Origin of the sequence: Pseudomonas sp. FH4 (assembly GCF_000510915.2) — a bacterium.
GTDB lineage: Bacteria > Pseudomonadota > Gammaproteobacteria > Pseudomonadales > Pseudomonadaceae > Aquipseudomonas > Aquipseudomonas brenneri.
Genome location: NZ_AOHN01000019.1, coordinates 123601 through 146385, shown reverse-complemented (window position 1 = coordinate 146385; position 22785 = coordinate 123601). Strand labels below are relative to the sequence as shown.

Genomic DNA, 22785 nt, shown 5'->3' with positions numbered 1-22785 from the left:
GGGAAATATCGCGGGTTGATGTGGGATAGATACCGTCGCTTGGCGGTCGAACTCCCAGTAAACTGTATTCTTTTTCCGAATCCTTCTTTTCAGAGGTTTTTGCATGACTCTCAGTCCTTTTGCGGGCAAACCGGCGCCAGCTCAATTGCTGGTGGACATCCCGCGACTGGTGACGGCCTATTACACCGGCCAGCCCGATGCAGCAATCTCCACTCAACGCGTGGCTTTTGGTACCTCCGGGCACCGTGGCAGCTCTTTTGACTTGAGCTTCAATGAATGGCACGTATTGGCCATCAGCCAGGCCATCTGCCTGTACCGCGAAGCGCAAGGCATCAATGGCCCGCTGTTTGTCGGCCTCGACACCCATGCACTGTCCACGCCGGCGGGCGCCAGCGCCCTGGAAGTGCTGGCGGCCAACGGCGTGCATGTGATGCTCGCCGAAGGCGATGAATACACACCGACCCCGGCGATTTCCCACGCCATCCTCTGCTACAACCGTGGCCGTACCAGCGGGTTGGCCGATGGCATTGTCATCACCCCGTCCCATAACCCGCCCCAGAGCGGCGGTTATAAATACAACCCGCCCAACGGCGGCCCGGCCGATACCCATGTCACCAAATGGATCGAAGCCAAGGCCAACGAGCTTTTGGCGGCCAAGCTGGCCGGAGTCAAGCGCATTACTCACGCCCAGGCACTGAAAGCTGACACCACCCACCGCCACGACTACCTCAATACCTACGTGGCCGACCTGGTCAATGTCATCGACATGGACGCCATCCGCAGCGCCGACTTGCGCCTGGGCGTGGATCCATTGGGTGGAGCAGGGGTGCGCTACTGGTCGGCTATCGCCGAGCATTACCGTTTGAACCTGGAAGTGGTGAACACTGAGGTCGACCCGACCTTCCGCTTCATGAGCGTGGACTGGGACGGACAGATTCGCATGGACCCGTCCTCCAGCTATGCGATGCAAGGCTTGATCGGGCTCAAGGAACGCTTCGATGTTGCGTTCGCTTGCGATCCGGACCACGACCGCCACGGCATCGTTACCCCCTCTGGCGGGCTGTTGGCGCCAAACAACTACCTGGCCGTGTCCATCGACTACCTGTTCCAGAACCGTCCCCAGTGGCGTGCTGATGCCGCCGTGGGTAAAACCGTGGTCAGCAGTGGCTTGATCGACCGCGTGGCCGCGCGCATCGGCCGGCGCCTGTACGAAGTGCCGGTGGGCTTCAAATGGTTTGCGGATGGGCTGTTCGAAGGCTCCCTGGGCTTTGGCGGCGAAGAAAGCGCGGGGGCTTCGTTCCTGCGCAAGGACGGCAGCGTGTGGAGCACTGACAAGGACGGCTTGATCCCGGCTTTGCTGGCCGCGGAAATGACCTCGCGCAAAGGCCAGGACCCGAGCCAGATCTACCGTGGCCTGACTGACGCCCTGGGCGAACCCTTCGCCATTCGTGTGGATGCCAAGGCCACGCCGGCGCAGAAAGCGCTGCTGGGCAAGTTGGCGCCGGAGCAGGTCACGTCCACGCAATTGGCCGGGGAAAGCATCCAGCAGATCCTCAGCCATGCGCCGGGTAACGACCAGGCGATTGGCGGGTTGAAAGTCATGACTGAAAACGGCTGGTTTGCGGCGCGGCCGTCGGGCACCGAGGATATCTACAAGATCTATGCCGAGAGCTTTATTGGCGAAGATCACCTCAAGCGCCTGGTGGAAGAGGCGCAGGTGTTGGTGGATGGTGCGATCACCCCTAACTGACACCCATGTGGGAGCGGGCTTGCTCGCGATGGCGGTGGATCAGTCGATATTACTGTGACTGACCCACCGCTATCGCGAGCAAGCCCGCTTGGTTTTTGAGTCTGGCTTGAGATCAGGCCAGGTCCACCAGCACCACTTCGCTGTCTTCGATCGCGGTCACCCGCAGTACGCGCTCATCCTGCACCGCAACACCATCGCGCGCCTGTGCCTGCAAGCCATTGACCTCAATCACCCCGGTCGCCGGCACCAGGTACGCCCGGCGTCCTGCATCCAAGTGATACTCGGCACTTTCCCCGGCCTTCAAGTTGGCCGCCACCAGGCGTGCATCGGCACGGATGCGCAGGCTTTCATTGTCACCCTGTTTGCCGCTGGCCAAGGTCACAAACCCTTCGCGGTCGCCCTTGGGAAAAGGCTTGGCGCCCCAGGAAGGAGGCAAGCCCGCTTCATTGGGAATGATCCAGATCTGGAAAATCTTGGTCGCCGTGGCCTCCAGGTTGTATTCGCTATGGGCAATCCCGGTGCCGGCACTCATCACCTGTACGTCGCCAGCCTCGGTACGGCCCTTGTTGCCCAGGTTATCGGCATGGCTGATGGCACCCTCACGCACATAGGTGATGATTTCCATGTCCCGGTGTGGATGCTGCGGGAAACCAGTGCCCGGCGCGATGATGTCGTCGTTCCATACCCGCAGGTTGCCCCAGTGCATACGCTGTGGGTCGTGGTACTCGGCGAATGAAAAGTGATGATGGGCATCCAGCCAACCGTGATTGGCACCGCCCAGGGAAGTAAAAGGTCGAAGTTCAAGCATGATCGTCTCCTGTTGATGGGCTTATCATCCGCCGAGGCATAATCGATAAAAAGCGTAAAAAATGCCTGATTCTTATCGGGTTATTCGATTGTTTTTCCAGCGCCAGAACTAGACCCCAGCTTCACTTCATCGCCTAACTGCATGAAGCCAAAGCAATTGGCTGGAACTGTCGGGAGATTCCAGCGACCATAGGGCCTCTGTTCGCTCAAGTCCTCGCAGGAGTCCGCGTGCCGCAACACACCCCTGATCTGCCCCCCGAACTGCGCCCCCTGGCGCAAATGCCGCTGTTCAAGCGCCTGGCTGCCCGGCTGTTTGGCCACGGCTTGACGCGCCTGCGGGCCCAGCATCGTTTTTCGTGGTTGCATGGCCAGGCGGATGGCTTTCGCAGCGGGCACGAGGCAGGCGTGGAGTATGGCTACCAGGAAGGTAAGCGTGATGGCATCGAGGAAGGGCGCCAGGTCCTGTTGATTCGTGACTTTCGCAGCGATGAGCACCGCGCGCCTGGCGTGGATGATAGCCTGTTCGACGATTGGCGCTTGCCACTGACCCCGGAGCTGAAAAAGCGCATCAAGGCTGATGTAGCGCGCCTGTTGCCAGCTCATGCGCAACCCAGCGCGGCCCAGTGGAAGATGATCTTCAGTGACACCCCGTCAACCTCGGTGATTGCCGGTGCCGGGGCCGGCAAGTCCACGTCCTTGGTCCTGCGGATCCTGTTGTTGACCCATTACCTGGGCTTTGAGCTGAGTTCCATGACCGTGGTGACCTTCACCCGTGAGTCGCGCAAGGACTTCATCAGCAAGCTCATGGAGATTCTCAGTCTGTGGGGCCAACCCCTTGCATTGAAAGAGGCCCAGGCCGTGGTGCGGACCTTCCACTCACGGATCCTGCCCATGGTGCGTAGCCTGCCGGGCTTCGAGCGATTGCAGGCCTTCGAAAACCTGCACAGCGGCCTCTACGATGACGAGGCCGACAGCAACCCCTTTGACTTGCGCATCAATGATGCCCAGCGCCAGCAACTCAATGCCTGTTATCACGGGCTCTACGGCCGGCATACGCGCTTTCGTGAGCTGATTGCGCCAATGGCACGCCACGCCTTGCAGCTCAAGGAGCTGGAGCGCGACCACCCGGATGTGCAAAAACGCGTGGCGGTCACCGAGTTGGCGGCCAAGCGTGACGAAGAACTGTGTGATGTGATCGAGGACCTGTGGTTCCGCGCCGGCGCGTGGCCGATCAAGGGGATCGAGCCGAACCGCCAGAGCGTTGAAATCAATGGCGCGTCGTTCCACTGCCATGGCTACAGCGCCGAACTGGATGCGTGGGTGGTGCTGGGCTTCGATTCCAGGGAAAACCCGCAGATCGCACGCCCCGGTGCCAAGCTGTCGGTCCGGGCCGAATGGGCGGTCAAGCGTACGCTATTTCAAGCATTCTGCCGCAAACCATTGATCTGGCTGGATAACTACGAGTCGTCCAAACGCCTTCTGAGCAGTCTGGCCGGTGATGCCTCTTCAGGCCCGGGGTTTGATTACAAGGTCAAGGGCGAATTGGCTTCGGCACCGTTGCTCGACTGTTTTGTCACTGCAGCCGGTTTTATCGAGAACCTCGGCCTGGACGTACCCACCGCAGTCGGCCAAATGAGCTTTGCCAAGGATGACCCGGATCACGGCTTCTTCGAGGCCCTGGGTATTTTCTGGAAGGCCCTGGAGGATCACCTGCTCGATCAGTCGCCGCCGGTCATGACCTACAACCGCATGTTTTCGCTGTTTGGCGAGAACACCCCGGAAAACCTCAAGCTGCTCAGCGACGGACTCTTGCGCCCGCTGTCGCACTTGATGATTGACGAGTTCCAGGATGTCTCGCCGCAGATTGTGTCGTGGATCCGCGCCAGCCTGTGCGAGATTCGTCGTCGCGGGCCGGCGATGCATGTGGGGCGCGGTGCCCAGCACTCCTCGCTGTTATGTGTGGGGGATGACTGGCAGTCGATCTATGGTTGGCGCGGCAGTTCGCCCAAGTACTTCATGGAGTTCACCAAGGAGTTCCCGTCCCCGACCACCACCCGGGTGATGCTGGGGGAGAACTTTCGTAGCCACCAGCACATCATTGATGCAGCGGAACATATCGTTAAAGCCGCCCCGGCGATCAGCGGCAAGAAAGCCAAGGCCTGCGGTGCAACCAGGGCCCTGGTGCCGGTACAGGTGCTTGACCGGGACGACGCAGCCCTGGCGCAGCAGTTGCTGGCGCACTATCAACGGGGCGAATCGGTATTAATGTTGTATCGAAAAAGTATCGATAAGCTATTGATTCAGCAGCATATTGAGTCTGTAGTTAATCTGGATTCTAGCTTGCCGTCCGGTATGCGCCGCCTCAAGCAACTGACCTACCACAGCGCCAAGGGGCTGCAGGCGGACGCCGTATTTTTGCTGGGCGATTGCCAGCACCTGACCCGCTCGCCCTACAAGAACCAGGTGTACCGCATGGCCGGGCTTGGCAAGGACGGTGATACCGAACCCTACGACAATGCGCAAAAAGACGAAGTGCTGCGCCTGGCCTATGTCGGGATTACCCGGGCGGTGAGTCATTGCTACTGGTATGTCGAAGGGCAGGACGGCCAAGGTACGAATGCGCCGAGGGCGTCGGACCGGGTGGCGGGGGGCAAGGCGTTCTTTGATGATCGCCGGGGTACCCCGGCATTGAAGCAAGGCCCATTGTAGGCGCTGGTTTGCCTGGGAAAGTCGTCAACGATAACGCGGGGTACCTGATGCCCCGCGTTGCTCTCGGACTCTTCGCCGGCAAGCCGGCTCCTACAAGGGTATCTGTCAGGCCTGCAGCAACTGCGGCGGCACAAACGAATCCAGCTCAGCCTCGATCGCCTCGATAATCAGTTCCACCTCCGTGGCGTTCATCACCGTGGCACAGGGGATGCCGGCGATGGCGATGAGGGTTTCGCCACTCTCTCGGTCAAACAATCGCGCGATCATGCTGCCAGGCGCGTCCATACTGCCTTCAAAGCCAACCGGGTGAAAATGCCAGCGCATCAGTTGGCATGCATTGGGGAATGTCACTTTATTCATGTTGCCCACCTTGTTCATTGAGCGCTTCCTTTAGCTCGCGGCAAGGGCGTCAGGTCCATCAATGGTCCTGACCGTGAAGCCTAAAAAATAGCACTCAGTCGCAATTGGCACCGGGTTTTTTGCTGTCCGTTCGGCAGTTCCTTACAAGAAGTATGACGTGGGTCATGTCTTACAAATGCTTAAGCAAAAGGCCATTACTTAAAACTGTCATTTTGCCATTGAAGCCGTCGGTAAAGTTGTGCAAGCTCCAGGCTTTAGCCGTTTGCGAGTGTTGTATGCCACAGACCGTCCTGGCCGATAGCCCGCAACAGACGCAAGCGACTGCCGAGGTGGTGTTACACCATCACCTGTGCTGGAAGCGCCGGGACCTGGACGGGGTCATGGCGCACTACCACCCGGATATCCAGTATCACGACTTCTTCCAGAACCGCGTGGTGTGCTTCGACCAGTTGCGTGAGTATCTGCAAGCCAGCATGCCCCGGGACCCCGACGAGGCCATTGAACACACCGATCGCATCCGTACCGACGGCGATACCGCGTTCATCCAGTATCGTGTGACGCTGCGCGGCGGCCAGGGCCTGGTGTCGTTTCGCACCAGCGAGGCGATCACCGTGCGCGACGGGCTGATCTGGCGCGTCAACGAATATGCGTCCCTGGTCCATGAGCCCGCCACCAGCCGTTCCTCGTCCCAGGCCACGCGGCCGACCGTCAGCCGCCTGGGCCTGTCGCCACAGCAACTGAGTTACCTGGCCAACGATTTGCAGCAGTACTTCCAGCGCCAGCAACCCTATCTCGACCCCGAACTGGACCTGCAACGGGTGGCCAAGGAATGTGGCTACAGTCGCAACCAGATTTCCTACCTGCTCAACCAGGTGCTGGGGCAGAGCTTCTACCGCTACGTCAACCAGGCCCGCCTGCAGCATTTGCTGGCAGCACTGGATGGCGTCACGCCGCCAATCCGTATCGATGAACTGGCGTTTGCCGCCGGCTTCAACTCGCTATCGGCCTTTTACAGCTGTTTTCGCCAGCACACGGGTTTGTCGCCCAAGGCCTACGTCAAACAAATTTCCCTGCGTGCACGCGCGCAAGACGACGGCTGAAGCCAGGCACTAGGATCACGCCATCGACGTTGGGTGGTGGAGTTTTGGCATGCAGGCATGGCGCAAGATCAGTTTATGGATGGACCAGTTGCAAGAGCCACTGGAGGCGCGTCCGTCCCTCGGCCAGGACCTGGATGTCGATGTGGCCATTATTGGCGCCGGCTATACCGGGCTGTGGACCGCCTATTACCTCAAGCGCCATGCGCCGCAGTTGAAGGTCGCAATCATCGAGGCGCAGACCGCTGGCTTTGGCGCTTCCGGGCGCAACGGTGGCTGGCTGATGGGCAACCTGCTGGGCGAAGACCGCTTGCTTGCAGGTTTACCTGCCGAGCAGCGCCGGGCCTCGTTTGACCTGCTGCACGGCATTCCCGATGAGGTCGGCCAGGTGCTGGCGCGCGAAGGCATCGACTGCGATTACCGCAAGGGTGGGGCGCTGCACTGTGCCGCCCGCTACCCCGAGCAACAAGCCAGCCTGCGCGACTACTTGGCCAAGCTTCATGCCCAAGGCTTGACCGAAGAGGATTACCGCTGGCTCAGCCCCGAGCAACTGGCCGGGCAGATCCGCATCGCCTCGGCCTATGGCGCGGTGTACACGCCGCATGTCGCGACGATCCATCCGGCCAAGCTGGTGCGCGGGTTGGCGCGGGTGGTCGAGTCCATGGGCGTGGCTATCTACGAGAACAGCCCGGTCACCCATTGGCAGTCGGGCAGCCTGCGTACCGACAAGGCCCGGGTCCGGGCCTCGTGGGTGGTGCCGGCAGTAGAGGGCTATGCGCCGACGCTCAAGCCTCTGGGCCGCTATCAACTGCCGGTGCAGAGCCTGATCGTGGCGACTGAACCGCTGCCTGCCAGTACCTGGGAGGAAATCGGCCTGGACCAGGGCCAGGCGTTTGGTGAAAGCAGTCGCCAGGTCACCTACGGCCAGCGCACCGCCGACAATCGCCTGGTCTTCGGGGCCCGTGGCGGCTATCAGTTTGCCGGCAAGCTGCGCCACAACTTCGACCTCACCGACAGCGAAGTGGAGCTGCGCCGCTATCTGTTCTGCGAGTTGTTCCCGCAACTCAAGCATGTGCGCGTGACCCACTCCTGGGGCGGCAACCTTGGCATGTCGCGGCGCTTTCGGCCGCACATGCTGTGCGATCAGCAAAACGGCATTGCCTTGTCCGGTGGTTATGGCGGGGAGGGCGTAGGCGCCAGCAACCTTGGCGGGCGCACCCTGGCCGATCTGATCCTGGGGCGCGCCACATCGCTGGTCGAGCAGCCCTGGGTGCTGCGTGAAGGCGGCCTGAATGCTCTCAGGGCCTGGGAGCCGGAGCCGTGCCGTTGGCTGGGCTACAACGCGATCATTCGCAGTTTTGTCCATGAAGACCAGACCCTGGCCGACCCGAACACCGCGCCCTGGCGGCGCAAGCTGGCCAGCGGGGTTGCCGGTTTCATGGAAGGTTTCATGCACTAAGTCGTTTCAATCACCACAGGTATGACCATGAGCATTACCCAGTTCAAAGACACCCTGAACCGCCACTTGCCGGACTCAAGCCCGGTCGCCGTACCACTAGGCACCCCGGTTGCCGTGGTCTCCACCCTCAGCGTGGAACGCAGCGATGGCGTCGAGACCGGCATCTGGGAGTGCACCCCAGGCCGTTGGCGGCGCCAGATCGTGGCGCAGGAGTTCTGCCACTTTATCCAGGGGCGCTGCACCTTCACCCCCGATGACGGCGAAACCCTGCATATCGAAGCCGGCGACGCACTGATGCTGCCGGCCAACAGCACGGGAATCTGGGATATCCAGGAGACCGTACGCAAGACCTATGTGTTGATTCTCTAACCTTCTGATCCTTGATCGCCTGCCATAAAAACAGCCCTATAACCGCCAGGAAATCGAACCATGAGACCCATTGCCCTGTTGCCCTTGATGTTGGTGGCTTCCCTGACCCAGGCCGCCGAAACGGTGAAAATCTACAACTGGTCGAGCTACATTGCGCCAGACACCACCAAGAACTTCCAGAAGGAAACCGGGATCGGTTTCAGCTATGACGTGTACGACAGCAACGAGACCCTGGACGGCAAGTTGATGACCGGCAATTCGGGGTACGACGTGGTCTTCCCGTCCAACCACTTCATGGCCCGGCAGATCCAGGGCGGGGCGCTGAAAAAGCTCGACAAGAGCCAGTTGCCCAACTGGAAGAATCTCAACCCGGTGCTGCTCAAGGCCCTGGAAACCAACGATCCGGGCAATGAGCACGGGTTCCCGTACCTGTGGGGCAGCACCGGCATCGGTTACAACATCGACAAGGTCAAGGCGGTGTTGGGCGACGATGCCCCGGTCAATTCCTGGGACTTGATCTTCAAGCCCGAGTACATGGAAAAACTCAGCACGTGCGGGGTGGCAATCCTCGACAACGGCCCGGAACTGCTGCCCATCGCCCTGAATTACCTGGGCTTGCCGCACCACAGCAAGAACCCCGAAGACTACAAAAAAGCCGAAGCATTGCTGATCAAAGTACGGCCATACATTGCCTACTTCCACTCCTCGAAATACACCGGCGACCTGGCCAACGGCGACATCTGCGTGGCGGTGGGTTTCTCGGGGGACGTGTTGCAGGCCGAAAGCCGTGCCAAGGAAGCCAAGAATGGCGTGAAGATCGGCTACAACATCCCCAAGGAAGGCGCTGCCATCTGGTTCGACATGGTGGCCATGCCCGCCGACGCCCCGGATGAAAAGGCCGGCTACGCCTTCATGAACTACCTGCTGCGCCCGGATGTGATGGCCGACATCACCAACTTCGTGCACTACGCCAACGGCAACAGTGCTGCCGACAGCCTGGTGGACCCGGTGATCAAGAGCGACACCAAGGTGTACCCAAGCGCAGAAATGATGGGCAAGCTATTCGCCCTCGAAGCCATGCCGATGAAGATCGACCGTATCCGCACGCGGATCTGGAACACGATCCGCACCGGGCGCTAGAGGCTGAACACTTACCCGTGGGAGCGAGCAAGCCCTAATGCCAGTCAGTTAAGGCTTTTTTGTAGGAGCGAGGGGGACGCCTAGTTCTCGCTCCTACAGAAAGCAGAATCCGCTCTTTCAGAATCAGGGTGTCCAGGCGGTGGGATTGACCAGGTTTTTTGGGCGTTCGCCGGCCAGTGCCGCCAGTAGATTATCCACCGCACACCGCGCCATCGCTTCACGGGTTTCATGGGTCGCAGAACCAATATGCGGCGTTGCCACCACATTGCTCAAGCGCATCAGCGGCGAATCATGATTCAACGGCTCACGTTCAAACACATCCAGCCCCGCAGCGCGAATTGTGCGCTGTTGCAGGGCCTCGATCAGCGCGGCTTCATCGACCACTTTGCCCCGTGAAATATTGATGAAAATCGTCTCCTGCCCCATCTGCGCAAATTCCTCGGCGCCGATCAAACCTTGAGTCTCGGCCGTCAGCGGCAACGTCAGGCAGACAAAGTCGGCTTGCTGCAGCAAGTCCCGCAAGCTGCGATATTCGGCGCCAAAACGCTGCTCTACCGCTGGCTTGGGCGAGTGGCTGTGGTAGATCACCGGCATGCCAAAGCCAAAATGCCCACGCTGTGCCAGTGCTTCGCCGATCCGGCCCATGCCGATGATGCCCAGGGTCTTGCCATGCACATCGCAGCCAAAGTGCAGCGGGCCGATATTCTGGTTCCAGTTGCCGGCGCGCACCATATTTGCCAGCTCCACCACGCGTCGGGCGGTGGCGAGGATCAGCGCAAAACCGGTGTCGGCGGTGGTTTCGGTGAGTACATCCGGGGTGTTGCTGAGCAGGATGCCGCGCTGGGTCAGGTAGTCGATGTCGTAGTTGTCGACCCCCACCGAAACGCTGGCCACCGCTTCCAGGCGGGGTGCCAGGTCCAGCAGTTGTGCATCCAGGCGCAAGCTTGCGCCCAGCAAGCCGTGGGCGCGGGGCAAGGCATCACGCAGCTGTGCCAGGCCCGTGGGGTCGAGGCTTTCAATCAGCGTTACCTCGGCCGCTTCATGCAAGCGGGCCATCAGCGGCGCGGAGAGTTTCTTGTACAGCACGACATGCTTTTTCATCAGGTTCTGACCTTCAAATCCAGGGAGTGCAACGGTGTTGCCGGGGACGCTTCACGGGCCCCGGTCTTGAGAAAAATCGTCAGCACCACCGACAGCAGCAACGCGCCGCTCATCAGCAGGTAGGACGCACCCGGCGAGCCGGTGCTGCTGTTGAGGTAACCCACCAGGTACGAACCGCCAAACGAACCCAGTGCGCCCATGCTGTTGATCAATGCCATGGCGCCTCCGGCAACGTTGGCCGGGAGAATTTCCGGGACGATGGCGAAAAATGGCCCATAAGGCGCATACATGCAGGCCCCGGCAATCACCAGCAAGGTGTAGGACCACCAGAAATGTTCGGCGCCCAGCAGGTAGGAGCCATAAAACGCCACGGAGGCGATCAACAACGGCGGCCACACGAAACGTTTGCGCTTTTGCAGCTTGTCCGAGCCCCAGGACACCAGCAGCATGCCGATCACCGCGGCGAGGTAAGGCAGCGCCGACAACCAGCCGGCTTCGATCATATCCATCTGCAGGCCGGCCTTGAGGATCGACGGCAACCACAGCACAAAGCCGTACACGCCAATGCTCCAGCAAAAGAATTGCAGTGCGAGGATGATCACCTGGGGGGAGCGGAAGGCTTCGGCATAGTTCTTCACCGCCTTGAGCCCCACCTGCTCGGCGGCGAGGGCGGTTTCCAGATCGTGTTTCTCCGCGGCGTTCAGCCACTTGGCATCTGCTGGGCGCTCATCGGCCAGGCGCCACCAGATAAAGGCCCAGAACACCGCGGGCAGGCCTTCGATGATAAACATCCAGCGCCAGCTGTAATGCTGCACCAGGTAGCCGGACACCACCGACATCCACAGCATGGTCACCGGGTTACCGAGGATCAGGAAAGTGTTGGCCCGCGAGCGTTCGGCACGGGTGAACCAGTGGCACAGGTACACCAGCATCGCCGGCATCACGGCGGCCTCGACCACCCCAAGCAGGAAGCGGATGGCGATCAGCATATAGGCGTTGGAGACCACGCCGGTGAGGGTGGCCAGGCCGCCCCACAGGATCAGGCTGACGAAAATCAGCTTCTTCACACTGCGGCGCTGGGCATAGATCGCCCCCGGCACCTGGAAGAAAAAGTAGCCGAGGAAGAACAGTGCGCCGAGCAGCGAGGACATGCCCGGAGTGATCATCAGGTCCTCGGCCATCCCGGAGGCGGCGGCGAAGCCGTAGTTGGCGCGGTCCAGGTACGCCAGGCTGTAGGTGATGAACACGATGGGCATGATGTACCACCAACGGCGGGTGGCGAGTTTCAGGTTGTTCATGGGGTTGCTCCTGAGCTTGTTGTAGTTGTGGCAACAGGTAACGGGTGTAACGCCGGGGGTCAGCCGGCCTTTTGCAGGGCGGGCAGGTCAGCGCGCAAGGGCAGGCCTTCCATATCGCCGCGACTCTGTACCGCGCGGCTGCCGATCCAGTTGGCGCGCTGCACCGCCTGGGCAAAGCTGAGGTTTTCGAGGAGGGCACTGATCATGCCCACGGCAAAACCATCACCGGCGCCTACGGTGTCCACCACCTTGGCCACCGGCACGGCGGCGATGAACCCTTGGTCCAGATGGCTGCGGTAGTAGGCGCCGTGGGGGCCGAGTTTGATCGCCACGGCTTCCACGCCCTGGTCGAGGTAGAAGGCGGCAATATCCTCGGGGTCTTCGAAGCCGGTCAGCAGCCGGCCTTCGCTCAAGCCCGGCAATACCCAATGCGCGAGGCAGGCCAGGGCATTGATTTCGCGAATCATTTTTTGCTCGCTGGGCCATAGCGACGGGCGCAGGTTCGGGTCGAAGGACACACTGCGGCCTGCCGCGCGCATCTGCGTCATCAACTGGCGCGACAGTTCGGCGCTGGTGTCCGACAGCGCCGGCACAATCCCGGTGGCGTGCAGGTGCCGTGCTTGCAGCAGCCCAGGCGTGATCATGGCGCTGGACAAGTGACTGGCTGCTGACCCGCGGCGAAAATACTCGACGGTTGGATCGTCGCCGGTCTCTTCCCGGGACTTGAGCTGAAAGCCGGTGGGGTGCGCAGGGTCGACCGCCACATGCTGGCAATCCAGGCCTTCGCGCTCCAGGCTCTGGACCACAAAACGGCCCAATGAGTCATCGCCCACGCGGCTCAGCCAGGCCACGTTGAAGCCCAGGCGCGACAAGCCAATCGCTACGTTGCTGTCAGCACCGGCGATGCGTTTTTGAAACTGGCCAACGTGGGCCAGGTCGCCGGTTTGCTCGGCGACAAACATCGCCATGGTTTCACCGAACGAGAGGATATCGATCTCAGACATGGGCGTTCTCCATGCGGGGTTGGCCAAGGCAGGCGAGGGCGGCGACCTGCAAGGTTGTGACTTGCACCAGGTCTGCGCCTTGCAGCGGGAACTCCACTGCGCGGCTGATACCTTGGGGCATCAGCTGCAGCAATTGTTCCCACAGGTGCAGGTCGGCGGCGCCGGGCGGCAGGGCGATCAGCTTGCCATCGGCACGGCGGGCGACGGCCTTGCAGTGCAGGTAATCGACATGCCGGCCGAGCAAGCGCGCGGCGGTGTGGGCGGATTGGTCCTGCCAGTGCCAGTTGCCAATATCGAAGGTCATTTTCACGGGGACGGCCAGGCGTTCTGCCTCATCGAAGAAGCGTTGCAGCGGCTCGATGCGCCCGCCATGCAGGGTCTGGTCGTTCTCCACCAGCAAGCGCACCGGGTGGCGGTTGAGCAGGGCGCTGAGGCTGTGCAGGTCGTTGGTGTCGGTGAAGTAGCCGAGGGAAACCTTCAGCCAGCGCGCACCGAACGCCTGGGCCCGGTCGAGGGTGGCGGCCAGTTCGCTATTGGCTTGCGCACGCCCGGCGATCCACAACTCCAGGGGGGAGGAAAACACGCATTCCAGGCCCTGGGCTGCTGCTGCCTGGGCCAGTTCCGCAGGCTGTTCGGTGGTGAGCAGTTCTTCACGCCATTCAATGCGCCTGGCGCCGGCAGCGGCCAACAACTCGACGAAACTCAATTGGCCACGTTGGCGAACCAAGTCGGAGCCGTAGCTGGAAAGGCTGATGGAAACGGGGTATCTATGCATTGTTATTGATCTCTGAAACCGGTTTCATTTGCAGATAAAAAACATCCCCTTTATAGATGCCGACTTGCTGGCTCCTACAAGGGCTGGGTTGAACCACGTGTTATGAGTTGCGGAGCAAAGTCCAGAGAGCGAGTCGGCGAGGTATCGCCGCGCAAGCGCTTGAGCAGACACTCAAAGGCACTGGCGCCAATCGCTTGAGTCGGTTGGGCCAGGGCGGTAATGCCGCTGCCCACCAGCGGGTACCAATCCAGGTCATCCAGGGCAATCAGGCCGACGTCCTCGAATAACCGGCAACCCAACTCGCGCAAGGCCTTGGTGCACGCCAGCGCGGCAATGCCGTTGGCACAAAACAAGGCTTTCGGACCTGCAGGCGACATGCCAAGAAACGCCTGCAGGTGGGCGTTCAAATCAGGGGTGATTTCCAGCACGCTGCCACGCAGTTTTTTGCGTCGGCTGATCTGACTCTGGAAACTGTGCAGGCGCTCGACACGCGAACTGGTGCCATCGGCCGCTTCGCTGATCAGCAATATATCCCGGTAGCCCTGCTGCTCCAGGTGCTCCAGCGCCATGCGTACGGCCAGCGGGTTATCCAGGCCTACCAGGTCGCTGTGCAACGCGTCGACCTTGCGGTCCACCAGCACCAGAGGCATCTCCCTCTGTAGCTCCAGCAGTTGTTCAAGGTGATGACCAAGGGTGTTTACGATCAAACCTTCGATGTTATAGGCACGCAGTGCTGCCAGATGCTGGCGCTCCTGCTCGTCATCGCGGTCGGTGTTGCACACCACCAGGTTGTAGCCGTGTTGGCGGCAGGCGGTTTCCACGCCATGCATCACGGCAATCGAATAGGGGTTGCGGATATCGGCCACCAGCATGCCGATCAGACGAGTGCGGCCCCGTTTCAGGCCCCGGGCCATCTGGTTGGGGCGGTAGCCCAGCTCTTCGATGGCCTGCTCGATACGCAAGGCGATGGCATCGGACAGTAGGGCGCGGTCGTCGCCGATAAAACGTGAAACGCTGGCCTTGGAAACCCCGGCGCGCTCGGCGACGTCAAGCATGGTCACGCGGCTGCGCTGGGCGGCGGAAAATGAAGTCACGGCTGGGCCTTTCTTATTGGAATTGAGTGCACAGTAAAGGTTGGATTGAAACCGGTTTCAGGAGACACCAGCAAGCGCGTGTCGTCAAGAAAATCTTTGTTGATTCAACCGCAAAACCAAGCTGCTGAAACCGACGAGCGGCGAGCCTACCTGTTAGTTCTGACAGTATCCGGTAGGTTGAAGGAGGTGTTCAATTACCCCAACAGAGCCTGCAGCATGGTGCGCAAACCATATGCCGGCGCGTAGTCATAGGAGGTTTCGATGAGCACCCGCAATGCTGGCAAGTCGAACACGAATGCTCCCCAGGGCCCTGGGGGCACGCTGGCAATTACCGCGCCCAATGTGATTGACGCCTTGCCCGACGGGTTGGTGCCCGCGCAATTTTACTTCAGCGACCTGAGGGTCGAAATTCCGAGCCCCTGGGCATTTCTACCGACCCCAGGCAGGAACCAATACCTCGTGCTTGAGTGGAATGTTCGCGGAGCGCGTCCCGCCGAAGCGCCACCCATTTTGCTGCCCAATCCGATGACGCCTGCCGATTTTCCCTTCCTCGTGCATATCCCTCAGGCTTTTATGCTGAACAGTGCAATCGTTGATCTGAGGTTTCGCATTCATAACGGCACGCCCGATAGCCCCAGTTTCGATGAGTCCGAGGTGGTGACGATCAGGATCGACCGGGATGCCCCCGGCGGCGGCGCATTGCTGCCACCGGCGATCTTCCCCATCGACCCGCTTACGGAGGCCTACCTGATTGCCAATCCTCTGGTGCCCATGGAGATTCCCGGAGGCTATCTGGGGCGTGAGGTCGGTGACCAGGTGCTGATGTATTTCTCGGACATGAATATCTTGCCAACGGGCGCCCCAACCCTGGTTTCACCGCCCTTGGCCAGTGCCACCGGCCGCCTATTCGTTGAGGTTCCCAGCGACGTCTTCCGTAGCTTCCCGGGGGCTCTCTGGATCTTTTGCTTCTATCGCCTGAAAGACCAGGCCGGCAACGTCAACCCACTGTTTTCACAGGTGGCGCGAGCGCGGTTGCAAGCCGACCTGCCACCGGCCCGCTACCCTCGGCCTACGTTCCCGCAGTCGGAGTCGCACCCCAACCGGTACATGACGTGCAGCACCCAGCCACCGATCTGGTTCGGGGTCGAGGTGTTCATCGCCCCTCACGCGGACATACATGATGGAGACCTGATTACCCTGCGGTTCCAGGGCTATGGCCTGTACCCGGATGTCAATCCAGATCCCAATATCGTGGAAACCCTCACTCATTATTGGAATGGTGTCGCCGATGCGACGGGCTACGCTTTTTGGATCCTTGATGTCGAGCGCTTGATCCGGCCCTTGAAAAACAACGCAGGAGGGGAGGCGAGCTACACGGTGTCCAGGGGCGGCGTGATCATCGGTCGATCTTCTTCCCGGTATGTGCCGTTCGATCGCGTGGTACCGACCTCGCCACCACCGCCCAACCCCATTTATTGCTGGACTGATGGTAATGGCCCTGAGCCCTGATTCAGAGGGCTTCGTGTCATGAGTGTTGGAACACCCCGTACGTTTCATTGAACGTCTGACGAGTAATACCACCGTTGTTTTGTTTGGCCGCACGTCATACGGCTGGAGAGAGTGTTGCTGCGATTTCAGTCATCCGGCAATCACTCAAGCAATTGGGCGATGGCGGCTTGGCCACTTTATGAGTGTTTGTGCGACGCCTACATTAAGTACTAAGGAGAGACTGAAATGAGTAGCAACCCAAACGTCACGACTACGCCAACACCTCTGATTATCGATGCTCCCACGATTGCAGAGGCGCTGGATGATGCAACAGGCCTGATCCCGGCGGTCGTTGCACCTGTAGGCATCACGCTCGAATGCAGATCAGGGGGGATCTCCCGACCAACCGACTGGATGAGTATCGAGATTCGCGATACCTCCGTGAGCCCACCGACCTGGACCCGCTTGGTAGAGCCCTTTCAAATCAACCAGACCCCGGTACCGGCCATCATCAACCGGTTTATACCTGCGCCACCGCCCGAGTTCCAACATGGCTTCTATGAACTCATGAATACGCAGTATCGAAATGCTGCCGGTAACGTGCCAGGCGCTGCCTTTGACAGCTCCAACCCTTGCGCATTCCGGGTCGATACCATTGCGCCCTATGCCGTAGCGTCGTCACGCGAGCAGCCATCCGTTGCAAGTTTCATCAATGCGCCACCGGGCACAATTATCAACAATGCGTTTCTGGTGAATCAGGGCGGCCTGGAGTTCGGCTTTCCTGCCAACACCTTTGGCCCGCAGACAGGGCGTTTTGAAGCCGGGGACAGGATTAACGTTTACTTCAGCCCGGTAATGGACCCGCGCCCAGAGTATCTGGTGAGTGGTTCAGGGGTGCCGATGCTGCCACCACCCGCGATAAGTACGTTCTTCCTGCCTGCTACGCAGATAATCTTGAGCGGGTTGTATTACCTTTTCTACACCATTACGGACCGAGCGGGTAATGTCAGCCGCCCATCGTTCAATGAATTTCGCACGGTTGCGTTACTGGAAGATCCCATGCCATTGCCGATCTTCCTGCCATTGGCCCCGGCTCCAGGTGGCGGTAGCACGGATGACTTGCTCGACATCAAGGATTTTGTTCAAGGAATCGACGGCCACATTGAAACCTATCCAGAGCATGCCATCGGGCTGGACAAGTTCGAAGTGCGGTGGGAGGCCGAGCCTTATGGTCCGCAAACCACAGAACTTACTGGTTTCCCGGTGGTTTTCAACAATATGAGGGCTGCAATCAAGGCGGCCTATACGGCGTTGCTGGGGCCGCAGACGGTAACCGTGGACTACCGGATCGATCGCAACGGAATACTCTTCAATTCTCCCGTTAAAACGGTGCGGCTTGACTTGTCGGTCGAAGGGCCTGTTCTGCCGGGCACCCTTGAGCCAGGTGATGTGAACCCTGCGTTGAATTTGGCACAGGTGTTTGGTGAAGATTCAATGGAATTGAACACTCTGCGCATTGGCGACGCGAACAGGCCTGTCACTATCGTGATTCCCCTCTGGACCATCGCTGCGCTGCCCCATATTGGGAATGAGTTTTTCCTGTTCTGGGGGGCTTCCAAAGAGCGCGTCGGGCCTTTTCCCCTCAGTACGATAGTGCCTGGAGCCAATGCAACGTTCACCATCCCTTGGGAGGTCGTTGCCCGACATGGCAACGGCCTGCAGCCCGTCGAGTATTCGGTCATTGGTCCCGGTACCACCAACGAAAACCCCTCGGGCGTGACCATGGTCAACGTGATCGATGCGGTAACGGTGATGCTGGATCCAGCAGTGTATTTGCGCCTTGACGGCTTGGGCGAGTGGTCTTGCGAATCGTTGCTTACGCGCATGCCGGGATCTCCACCGGTTCTGTTTGGGCAGCTTCGCATTCCGGGCGACCCAAGGTTGCTGGTGGGCAATACCGTGACGGTAACGGTTACGATCAGCAACGATTTCCCCGGTCTTCCACCTGGACCATTTGTGCTGACGATTACAACCCCGCCGTTGACGCTTGATGATGTGCAAAATGGCTTCACCGTTGATGTCACTTACCGTCCATTCCTGGCCCAGGTGCCGTTTGGGCCTTGCGAGGTCAGCTACACAACGACCTTGGTGGGCGGGGTGACGGGACGCGGTGCATTGGCCGCGGTGTACACCGGATTCTCGAACCCAGACTCCTTCTGCGATCGAGTGCCGTTTGTACCAACACCTTGAGATCAATCAAAACCTGAAATGACAAAAGGGAAGCATGGCTTCCCTTTTGTATGTCTGGTAATTACCGCCTTTTTCTTGTTTGCAACGTGCAGTTTTCGTCACGTCTTAACTGATTATTACCAATTTGCGTTCAGATTTATCCTACAGTCGCCGGTATCTTCACTCCGTACTCTCTGCGCCGTACAGGTAAGGCTTCATTCCGAGGAACGAGCCAAGCCGTTTTCAGAGGCTCTATCCCAGAGAGTGAACCACCATGTCAGCACCTACTAACTTCGAGCTCAAGCCTTTGAGCAAGATGATGAAATTTCCGGCTATTACGTTTCTTATGTTTGCAGCTGTGCAAACCCATGCCCAGGCGGCTCACCTGATTGGCGAGTCTAAAGTCATTGACGCCAGAGAGCTGAAAAATGACTGGCAGCTCGATCACAAGTCCGACCTGACCGTCAACGGCGCGCGGACAGGAAATATCCTGGTCAACGATTCGACACTGAGTGTCAATACAGGCAGCCTGGTCGATGACATTCGCGCGACCCAGGGCTCCAACGTCAGCCTTGACGGTGCCACGGTTGAATCGAACAACACGACGTTCGGCGCAGTGCGTCTGGATGACAGCACGGCCGTTATCAAAGGCAGCAGCATCAGCAGCAATACCACCGTAGGTCTGCAAGCGTTTCAGAATTTCGATTCGCCAAAGGGCGGGCTTGCTCAGGTGTACAACAGCACTATTCGCGGCGTGATGGGCGGTGCGATGGCCTATGGCAACAGCGAACTGCAGTTCCACCAGAACACCTTGGTTGAAGGTACCGGTGCCGGCAGCTATGGCGTATTGCTCGATGGTGCAACCGCGACAGCCAGCCAAAGCCGGATTATCGGCGACAAAAATGGCGTGCTGTTCACCAATGACCTGGGCAGTGAGAGCCCTGGCAAATTGGTGCTGGACAACTCCAGCGTCGAAGGTCGCAGCGGTTCGGCCATTGTCGTCGAAGGTTACCCAGGCGAAGAAATGGAAGTTGAAGTCGACGTGCGCAACGGCTCGACCCTGACCGGTGGCAATGGCACCTTGCTGGAAGTCAATGGGGGGGCCAAGGCGAGCATGAATGTCGACAATAGCCGCTTGAAAGGCGACGTGATTGTAGAACACGGCAGCACCGCACATTTGAACCTGGAAAACAGCGCTGGGCTGACGGGGCAACTGCAGAATGTCACCAGCCTGAACGTTGGTGACGCCTCATACTGGGAACTGACCGGTGATAGCCAGGTGGGCGCCTTGAACCTGACGGACGGTACGGTGATATTCGGTCATGCCGACGCGTTCTATCAACTGGACCTGGACAGCCTTGACGGCAACGGGACCTTCGTCATGGGCACCGACTTTGCCAATGGCATCACGGACTTCCTGAATATCACGGGCGAAGCCAATGGTAATCACAGCCTGTTGCTCGCTGCCAGCGGCGCGGAGCCGGTCAACCCCGAAGAGATTCGCGTCGTACATACTGGCGGAGGGGACGCGCAGTTCTCCCTGAAGGGTGATGTGGTCGATGTAGGTGCCTACTCCTACGGCCTGAAAAAGGACGGCACCGATTGGTTCCTCGACCCGAACAACCGTGTAATCAGCCCAGCCACCCGCTCGGTGATGGCGCTGTTCAATACGGCACCCACTGTGTGGTACGGCGAGGCGACTTCATTGCGTACGCGCATGGGCGAGTTGCGTTTCGAGCCTGGCCAGGCGGGTGTGTGGATGCGCGGTTATGGCAACAAGTACAAGGTGGCCGAGAGCACCGGCGTGGGCTACAACCAGAACCAGCAGGGCTTCACCCTGGGTGTCGACACGCCGTTGGCCGACAGCCAGTGGCTGGTGGGTGTGATGGCCGGTCACAGTACCTCTGACCTCAATCTCAAACGCGGTACTTCAGGCACGGTAAAGAGCTACTACGTAGGTGCTTATGCAACGTGGCTGGATGAGGAAAGTGGCCTGTATTTCGATGCAGTGGCCAAGCTCAACCGCTTCCAGAACGAGTCCAAAGTCGGCTTGAGTGACGGTACCAAGGCCAAGGGCAAGTACACCAATACCGGTGGCGGCCTGTCGGCAGAGTTCGGTCGCAACATCAAGCTGGACGACGGCTACTTTGTCGAGCCATATGCACAGCTGTCCACCGTGGTGATCCAGGGCGCCAATTACAACCTGGACAATGACCTGCACGCCGATGGCGAGCGTACCCGTTCAATCCTGGCCAAGGCTGGTGCGACCGTTGGGCGCGATATCCAGCTCGACAGTGGCAGCGTAGTCCAGCCCTACTTGCGGGCGGCGATGGTGCATGAGTTTGCCAACAACAATAAGGTCAAGGTGAACAACAATGTGTTCAATAACGACCTGTCTGGCTCGCGCGCTGAGTTCGGTGCGGGTATGGCGCTGAAACTGTCGCAAAACCTGCAACTGCATGCGGACCTTGAACACAGCAGCGGCGGTAGGGTCGAGCAGCCTTGGGGTGCGAACCTAGGGATTCGCTACTCCTGGTAAATACCTGAAGCCCATTAGCGCCCGTATCGAAAGATACGGGCGTTTTTTTGCTCCTGCATAAGCAATCAACTGGTCAGGTCGAATTCGACTTTCAGGGTGTGAGTGTTCCCGTTGATATCTTTATCGGTGGTGCCATCCAGCGTGCCGCTGATTTTGATGACGCCTGCTTGCAAGCTACCAAGGATCAGAGTCCCTGTGGAACACCTTACTATGTAATGAGTTGTCGGGGACTTCACTGCATACCAGGCGTTGACTTTGTTAGACATCCACTGGTCCAGCTGTATTACCTGTCCCGGGCGAAGGTTGTTGGGTAGTTCAATCGTGATTTTCGTGACGGTGACTGAGTTGTCAGCGTGTCGAGCTATAAGGCGATAGATAGCCTGCTCGCGGTCATGCACCAGGGTCAAGGTCTGAAAGTCGACCTGTACCGTATCGATAAGTGCGTTGAATGTGCCTGTTGCATTGAGTGCTTTGGGGCGCAGTAATTTTTGTTGCTCGGGGGATAACTGTTGTGCGTTTGCGGTCATGATCGCTTCTCCATCGCTGATGATTGTGCGAGTAGCAGAGTTGTCGACGGCTCTGTCCGAGTCATGAAATAGCAGTGTGTCCAGACTGTATACTGTCAAAAATGACAGTATACGAAGGCATCGGCTTCTGAGTGATTCGGAACCTGACTTGAAGGCTATTAGACGCCTTTCCAAACTTTTTTCTACTGTGAGGAATGACAGTCTAATAATCGATTTTTAATACTGTCTGGAACTAAGGACGTCAAACCTCATCCGAAAAGCCCCGCCGCAATATTGATCGAGAATCCCAGGATCGCCGTATTGAACAAAAAGCCGATCAACGACTGCCCCAGCACCACTTTGCGCATGGCTCGGGTAGCCACACCCACATCAGAGGTCTGCACGGCGACGCCGATGGTGAAAGAGAAATACAGGAAGTCCCAGTAGTTGGGCGTCAGCAGCCCCTCGGCAAAGCGCAGCGCCGGCTCCTTGCCGTCCCAGGTGTAATAAAGCCTGGCGTAGTGCACGCTGAATATCACCCCGATCAACAACCACGACCCCATCACCGTCACCCCGGTAAAGCCGTAATGCAACAGGCGCTCGGCGGTGCCCAGGTCCTTGCTGCCGGCAAGGCCAAAAGCGATGGTTGCCAGGCTGGCAATTGCGGCAATAGACACCATGAACAACACCAGGGCGGCGTTTTCATCTTCGACTTCGGCGATGCGTTTGACGTCCTCGGCCTTGGCGCGGATGGTCAGGCGTACCATCAGTATCAGGTAGGTCCAGACCCCGGCGTTCCAGCCGATCAGGACTTTGGTGAGGATTGAGTCGAAGGGCGCCAGAATGCCGATTGCCAGTCCCAGGACGGCGGCAGCGGATAGGCGAGGGTGGGTACGGGCGAGGTAGGACATGGTGCTCACAAATGCAGGTTTGGTGAGCAACCATAGCCTATTCCTGTAGGAGCCGGCTTGCCGGCGAAAATCGTCAACGCTAACGCGGGAATCCTGATGCCCCGCAGCGTTCTCAGGTTTTTCGCCGGCAAGCCGGCTCCTACAGGGTA

General features: G+C 59.3%; 18 protein-coding genes and 1 pseudogene. 10 read left to right on the top strand and 9 right to left on the bottom strand.

Features of this window, described 5'->3' with window-relative positions:
- The first annotated feature begins 103 nt into the window (after positions 1-103).
- On the top strand, positions 104-1750 hold the full coding sequence (pgm, locus tag H097_RS14050) for a phosphoglucomutase (alpha-D-glucose-1,6-bisphosphate-dependent) (RefSeq protein WP_032860449.1): 1647 nt from the start codon (positions 104-106) through the stop codon (positions 1748-1750).
- Between the two features lie 112 nt (positions 1751-1862).
- On the opposite strand, the gene H097_RS14045 is transcribed toward pgm, so the two are convergent.
- Positions 1863-2558 (bottom strand): pirin family protein, encoded by a 696-nt coding sequence (locus H097_RS14045; protein ID WP_032860448.1) that lies wholly within the window; start codon positions 2556-2558, stop codon positions 1863-1865.
- 227 nt (positions 2559-2785) lie between these two features.
- On the opposite strand from H097_RS14045, the gene H097_RS14040 reads away from it, so the two are divergent.
- Positions 2786-5266 carry a UvrD-helicase domain-containing protein gene (locus H097_RS14040; RefSeq protein ID WP_032860447.1) on the top strand — a complete coding sequence of 827 codons (2481 nt, stop codon included), beginning with the start codon at positions 2786-2788 and terminating at the stop codon, positions 5264-5266.
- Positions 5267-5371: 105 nt separating this feature from the next.
- Here H097_RS14040 and H097_RS14035 read toward each other — a convergent pair whose 3' ends face one another.
- A complete protein-coding gene (locus tag H097_RS14035; RefSeq protein WP_032860446.1) occupies positions 5372-5644 on the bottom strand; it encodes a DUF1652 domain-containing protein in 273 nt (90 codons plus the stop codon).
- A gap of 257 nt (positions 5645-5901) precedes the next feature.
- Between H097_RS14035 and H097_RS14030 the strand changes: the two genes are divergently transcribed.
- From H097_RS14030 to H097_RS14015, 4 genes are read left to right on the top strand one after another with little or no spacing between them, the layout of a single operon-like run.
- Positions 5902-6726 carry a helix-turn-helix domain-containing protein gene (locus H097_RS14030; protein WP_032860445.1) on the top strand — a complete coding sequence of 275 codons (825 nt, stop codon included), beginning with the start codon at positions 5902-5904 and terminating at the stop codon, positions 6724-6726.
- A gap of 49 nt (positions 6727-6775) precedes the next feature.
- On the top strand, positions 6776-8182 hold the full coding sequence (locus H097_RS14025) for an FAD-binding oxidoreductase (RefSeq protein ID WP_032860444.1): 1407 nt from the start codon (positions 6776-6778) through the stop codon (positions 8180-8182).
- A 27-nt stretch (positions 8183-8209) separates the two neighbouring features.
- Positions 8210-8551 (top strand): cupin domain-containing protein, encoded by a 342-nt coding sequence (locus H097_RS14020; RefSeq protein WP_032860443.1) that lies wholly within the window; start codon positions 8210-8212, stop codon positions 8549-8551.
- A gap of 60 nt (positions 8552-8611) precedes the next feature.
- Positions 8612-9691, top strand: coding sequence for a polyamine ABC transporter substrate-binding protein (locus tag H097_RS14015; RefSeq protein WP_032860441.1), 1080 nt, complete (start codon positions 8612-8614; stop codon positions 9689-9691).
- A gap of 123 nt (positions 9692-9814) precedes the next feature.
- Here the strand turns inward: H097_RS14015 and H097_RS14010 are convergent, their stop codons facing one another.
- From H097_RS14010 to H097_RS13990, 5 genes are all read right to left on the bottom strand, one after another.
- The gene (locus H097_RS14010) at positions 9815-10792 is read right to left on the bottom strand and encodes a D-glycerate dehydrogenase (protein WP_032860439.1); all 978 of its coding nucleotides are present in this window, start codon (positions 10790-10792) and stop codon (positions 9815-9817) included.
- A complete protein-coding gene (locus H097_RS14005) occupies positions 10792-12090 on the bottom strand; it encodes an MFS transporter (protein ID WP_032860437.1) in 1299 nt (432 codons plus the stop codon). The genes H097_RS14010 and H097_RS14005 overlap by 1 nt, the downstream gene beginning before the upstream one ends.
- A gap of 59 nt (positions 12091-12149) precedes the next feature.
- Positions 12150-13094, bottom strand: a complete 945-nt coding sequence (locus H097_RS14000) for a sugar kinase (protein ID WP_032860435.1) — start codon at positions 13092-13094, stop codon at positions 12150-12152.
- The gene (locus H097_RS13995; protein WP_032860433.1) at positions 13087-13869 is read right to left on the bottom strand and encodes a TIM barrel protein; all 783 of its coding nucleotides are present in this window, start codon (positions 13867-13869) and stop codon (positions 13087-13089) included. Before H097_RS13995 ends, H097_RS14000 begins: the two co-directional genes overlap by 8 nt.
- Positions 13870-13943: 74 nt before the next feature.
- A complete protein-coding gene (locus H097_RS13990) occupies positions 13944-14963 on the bottom strand; it encodes a LacI family DNA-binding transcriptional regulator (protein WP_032860432.1) in 1020 nt (339 codons plus the stop codon).
- A gap of 261 nt (positions 14964-15224) precedes the next feature.
- Here H097_RS13990 and H097_RS13985 point away from each other — a divergent pair, with 261 nt between their 5' ends.
- The 3 genes from H097_RS13985 (at position 15225) to H097_RS13975 (ending at position 21219) form a co-directional block, all read left to right on the top strand.
- On the top strand, positions 15225-16472 hold the full coding sequence (locus H097_RS13985; protein WP_032860430.1) for a hypothetical protein: 1248 nt from the start codon (positions 15225-15227) through the stop codon (positions 16470-16472).
- Between the two features lie 225 nt (positions 16473-16697).
- Positions 16698-18701, top strand: a complete 2004-nt coding sequence (locus H097_RS13980) for a hypothetical protein (RefSeq protein ID WP_032860428.1) — start codon at positions 16698-16700, stop codon at positions 18699-18701.
- Between the two features lie 253 nt (positions 18702-18954).
- On the top strand, positions 18955-21219 hold the full coding sequence (locus tag H097_RS13975) for an autotransporter outer membrane beta-barrel domain-containing protein (protein WP_032860426.1): 2265 nt from the start codon (positions 18955-18957) through the stop codon (positions 21217-21219).
- Between the two features lie 65 nt (positions 21220-21284).
- On the opposite strand, the gene H097_RS13970 is transcribed toward H097_RS13975, so the two are convergent.
- Positions 21285-21746 (bottom strand): hypothetical protein, encoded by a 462-nt coding sequence (locus H097_RS13970; protein WP_032860425.1) that lies wholly within the window; start codon positions 21744-21746, stop codon positions 21285-21287.
- 248 nt (positions 21747-21994) lie between these two features.
- Entirely contained in the window at positions 21995-22636 is a 642-nt protein-coding gene (locus tag H097_RS13965) for a DUF1345 domain-containing protein (RefSeq protein ID WP_032860709.1), read from the bottom strand.
- A 39-nt stretch (positions 22637-22675) separates the two neighbouring features.
- Between H097_RS13965 and H097_RS28740 the strand changes: the two are divergent.
- Positions 22676-22780: pseudogene (locus H097_RS28740) on the top strand (outer membrane lipoprotein carrier protein LolA); the annotation flags it as partial.
- Positions 22781-22785 lie beyond the last annotated feature (5 nt).

Bases quoted from the DNA above. Each gene is read 5' to 3' on its own strand.
- H097_RS14015 (WP_032860441.1), top strand. From the start codon at position 8,612: ATGAGACCCATTGCCCTGTTGCCCTTGATGTTGGTGGCTTCCCTGACC.
- H097_RS14045 (WP_032860448.1), bottom strand. From the start codon at position 2,558: ATGCTTGAACTTCGACCTTTTACTTCCCTGGGCGGTGCCAATCACGGT.
- H097_RS13975 (WP_032860426.1), top strand. From the start codon at position 18,955: ATGTCAGCACCTACTAACTTCGAGCTCAAGCCTTTGAGCAAGATGATG.
- H097_RS13980 (WP_032860428.1), top strand. From the start codon at position 16,698: ATGAGTAGCAACCCAAACGTCACGACTACGCCAACACCTCTGATTATC.
- H097_RS13965 (WP_032860709.1), bottom strand. From the start codon at position 22,636: ATGTCCTACCTCGCCCGTACCCACCCTCGCCTATCCGCTGCCGCCGTC.
- H097_RS14005 (WP_032860437.1), bottom strand. From the start codon at position 12,090: ATGAACAACCTGAAACTCGCCACCCGCCGTTGGTGGTACATCATGCCC.
- H097_RS14010 (WP_032860439.1), bottom strand. From the start codon at position 10,792: ATGAAAAAGCATGTCGTGCTGTACAAGAAACTCTCCGCGCCGCTGATG.
- H097_RS13995 (WP_032860433.1), bottom strand. From the start codon at position 13,869: ATGCATAGATACCCCGTTTCCATCAGCCTTTCCAGCTACGGCTCCGAC.
- H097_RS14000 (WP_032860435.1), bottom strand. From the start codon at position 13,094: ATGTCTGAGATCGATATCCTCTCGTTCGGTGAAACCATGGCGATGTTT.
- H097_RS14025 (WP_032860444.1), top strand. From the start codon at position 6,776: ATGCAGGCATGGCGCAAGATCAGTTTATGGATGGACCAGTTGCAAGAG.
- H097_RS13985 (WP_032860430.1), top strand. From the start codon at position 15,225: ATGAGCACCCGCAATGCTGGCAAGTCGAACACGAATGCTCCCCAGGGC.
- H097_RS13970 (WP_032860425.1), bottom strand. From the start codon at position 21,746: ATGACCGCAAACGCACAACAGTTATCCCCCGAGCAACAAAAATTACTG.
- pgm (WP_032860449.1), top strand. From the start codon at position 104: ATGACTCTCAGTCCTTTTGCGGGCAAACCGGCGCCAGCTCAATTGCTG.
- H097_RS14020 (WP_032860443.1), top strand. From the start codon at position 8,210: ATGAGCATTACCCAGTTCAAAGACACCCTGAACCGCCACTTGCCGGAC.
- H097_RS14030 (WP_032860445.1), top strand. From the start codon at position 5,902: ATGCCACAGACCGTCCTGGCCGATAGCCCGCAACAGACGCAAGCGACT.
- H097_RS14035 (WP_032860446.1), bottom strand. From the start codon at position 5,644: ATGAACAAGGTGGGCAACATGAATAAAGTGACATTCCCCAATGCATGC.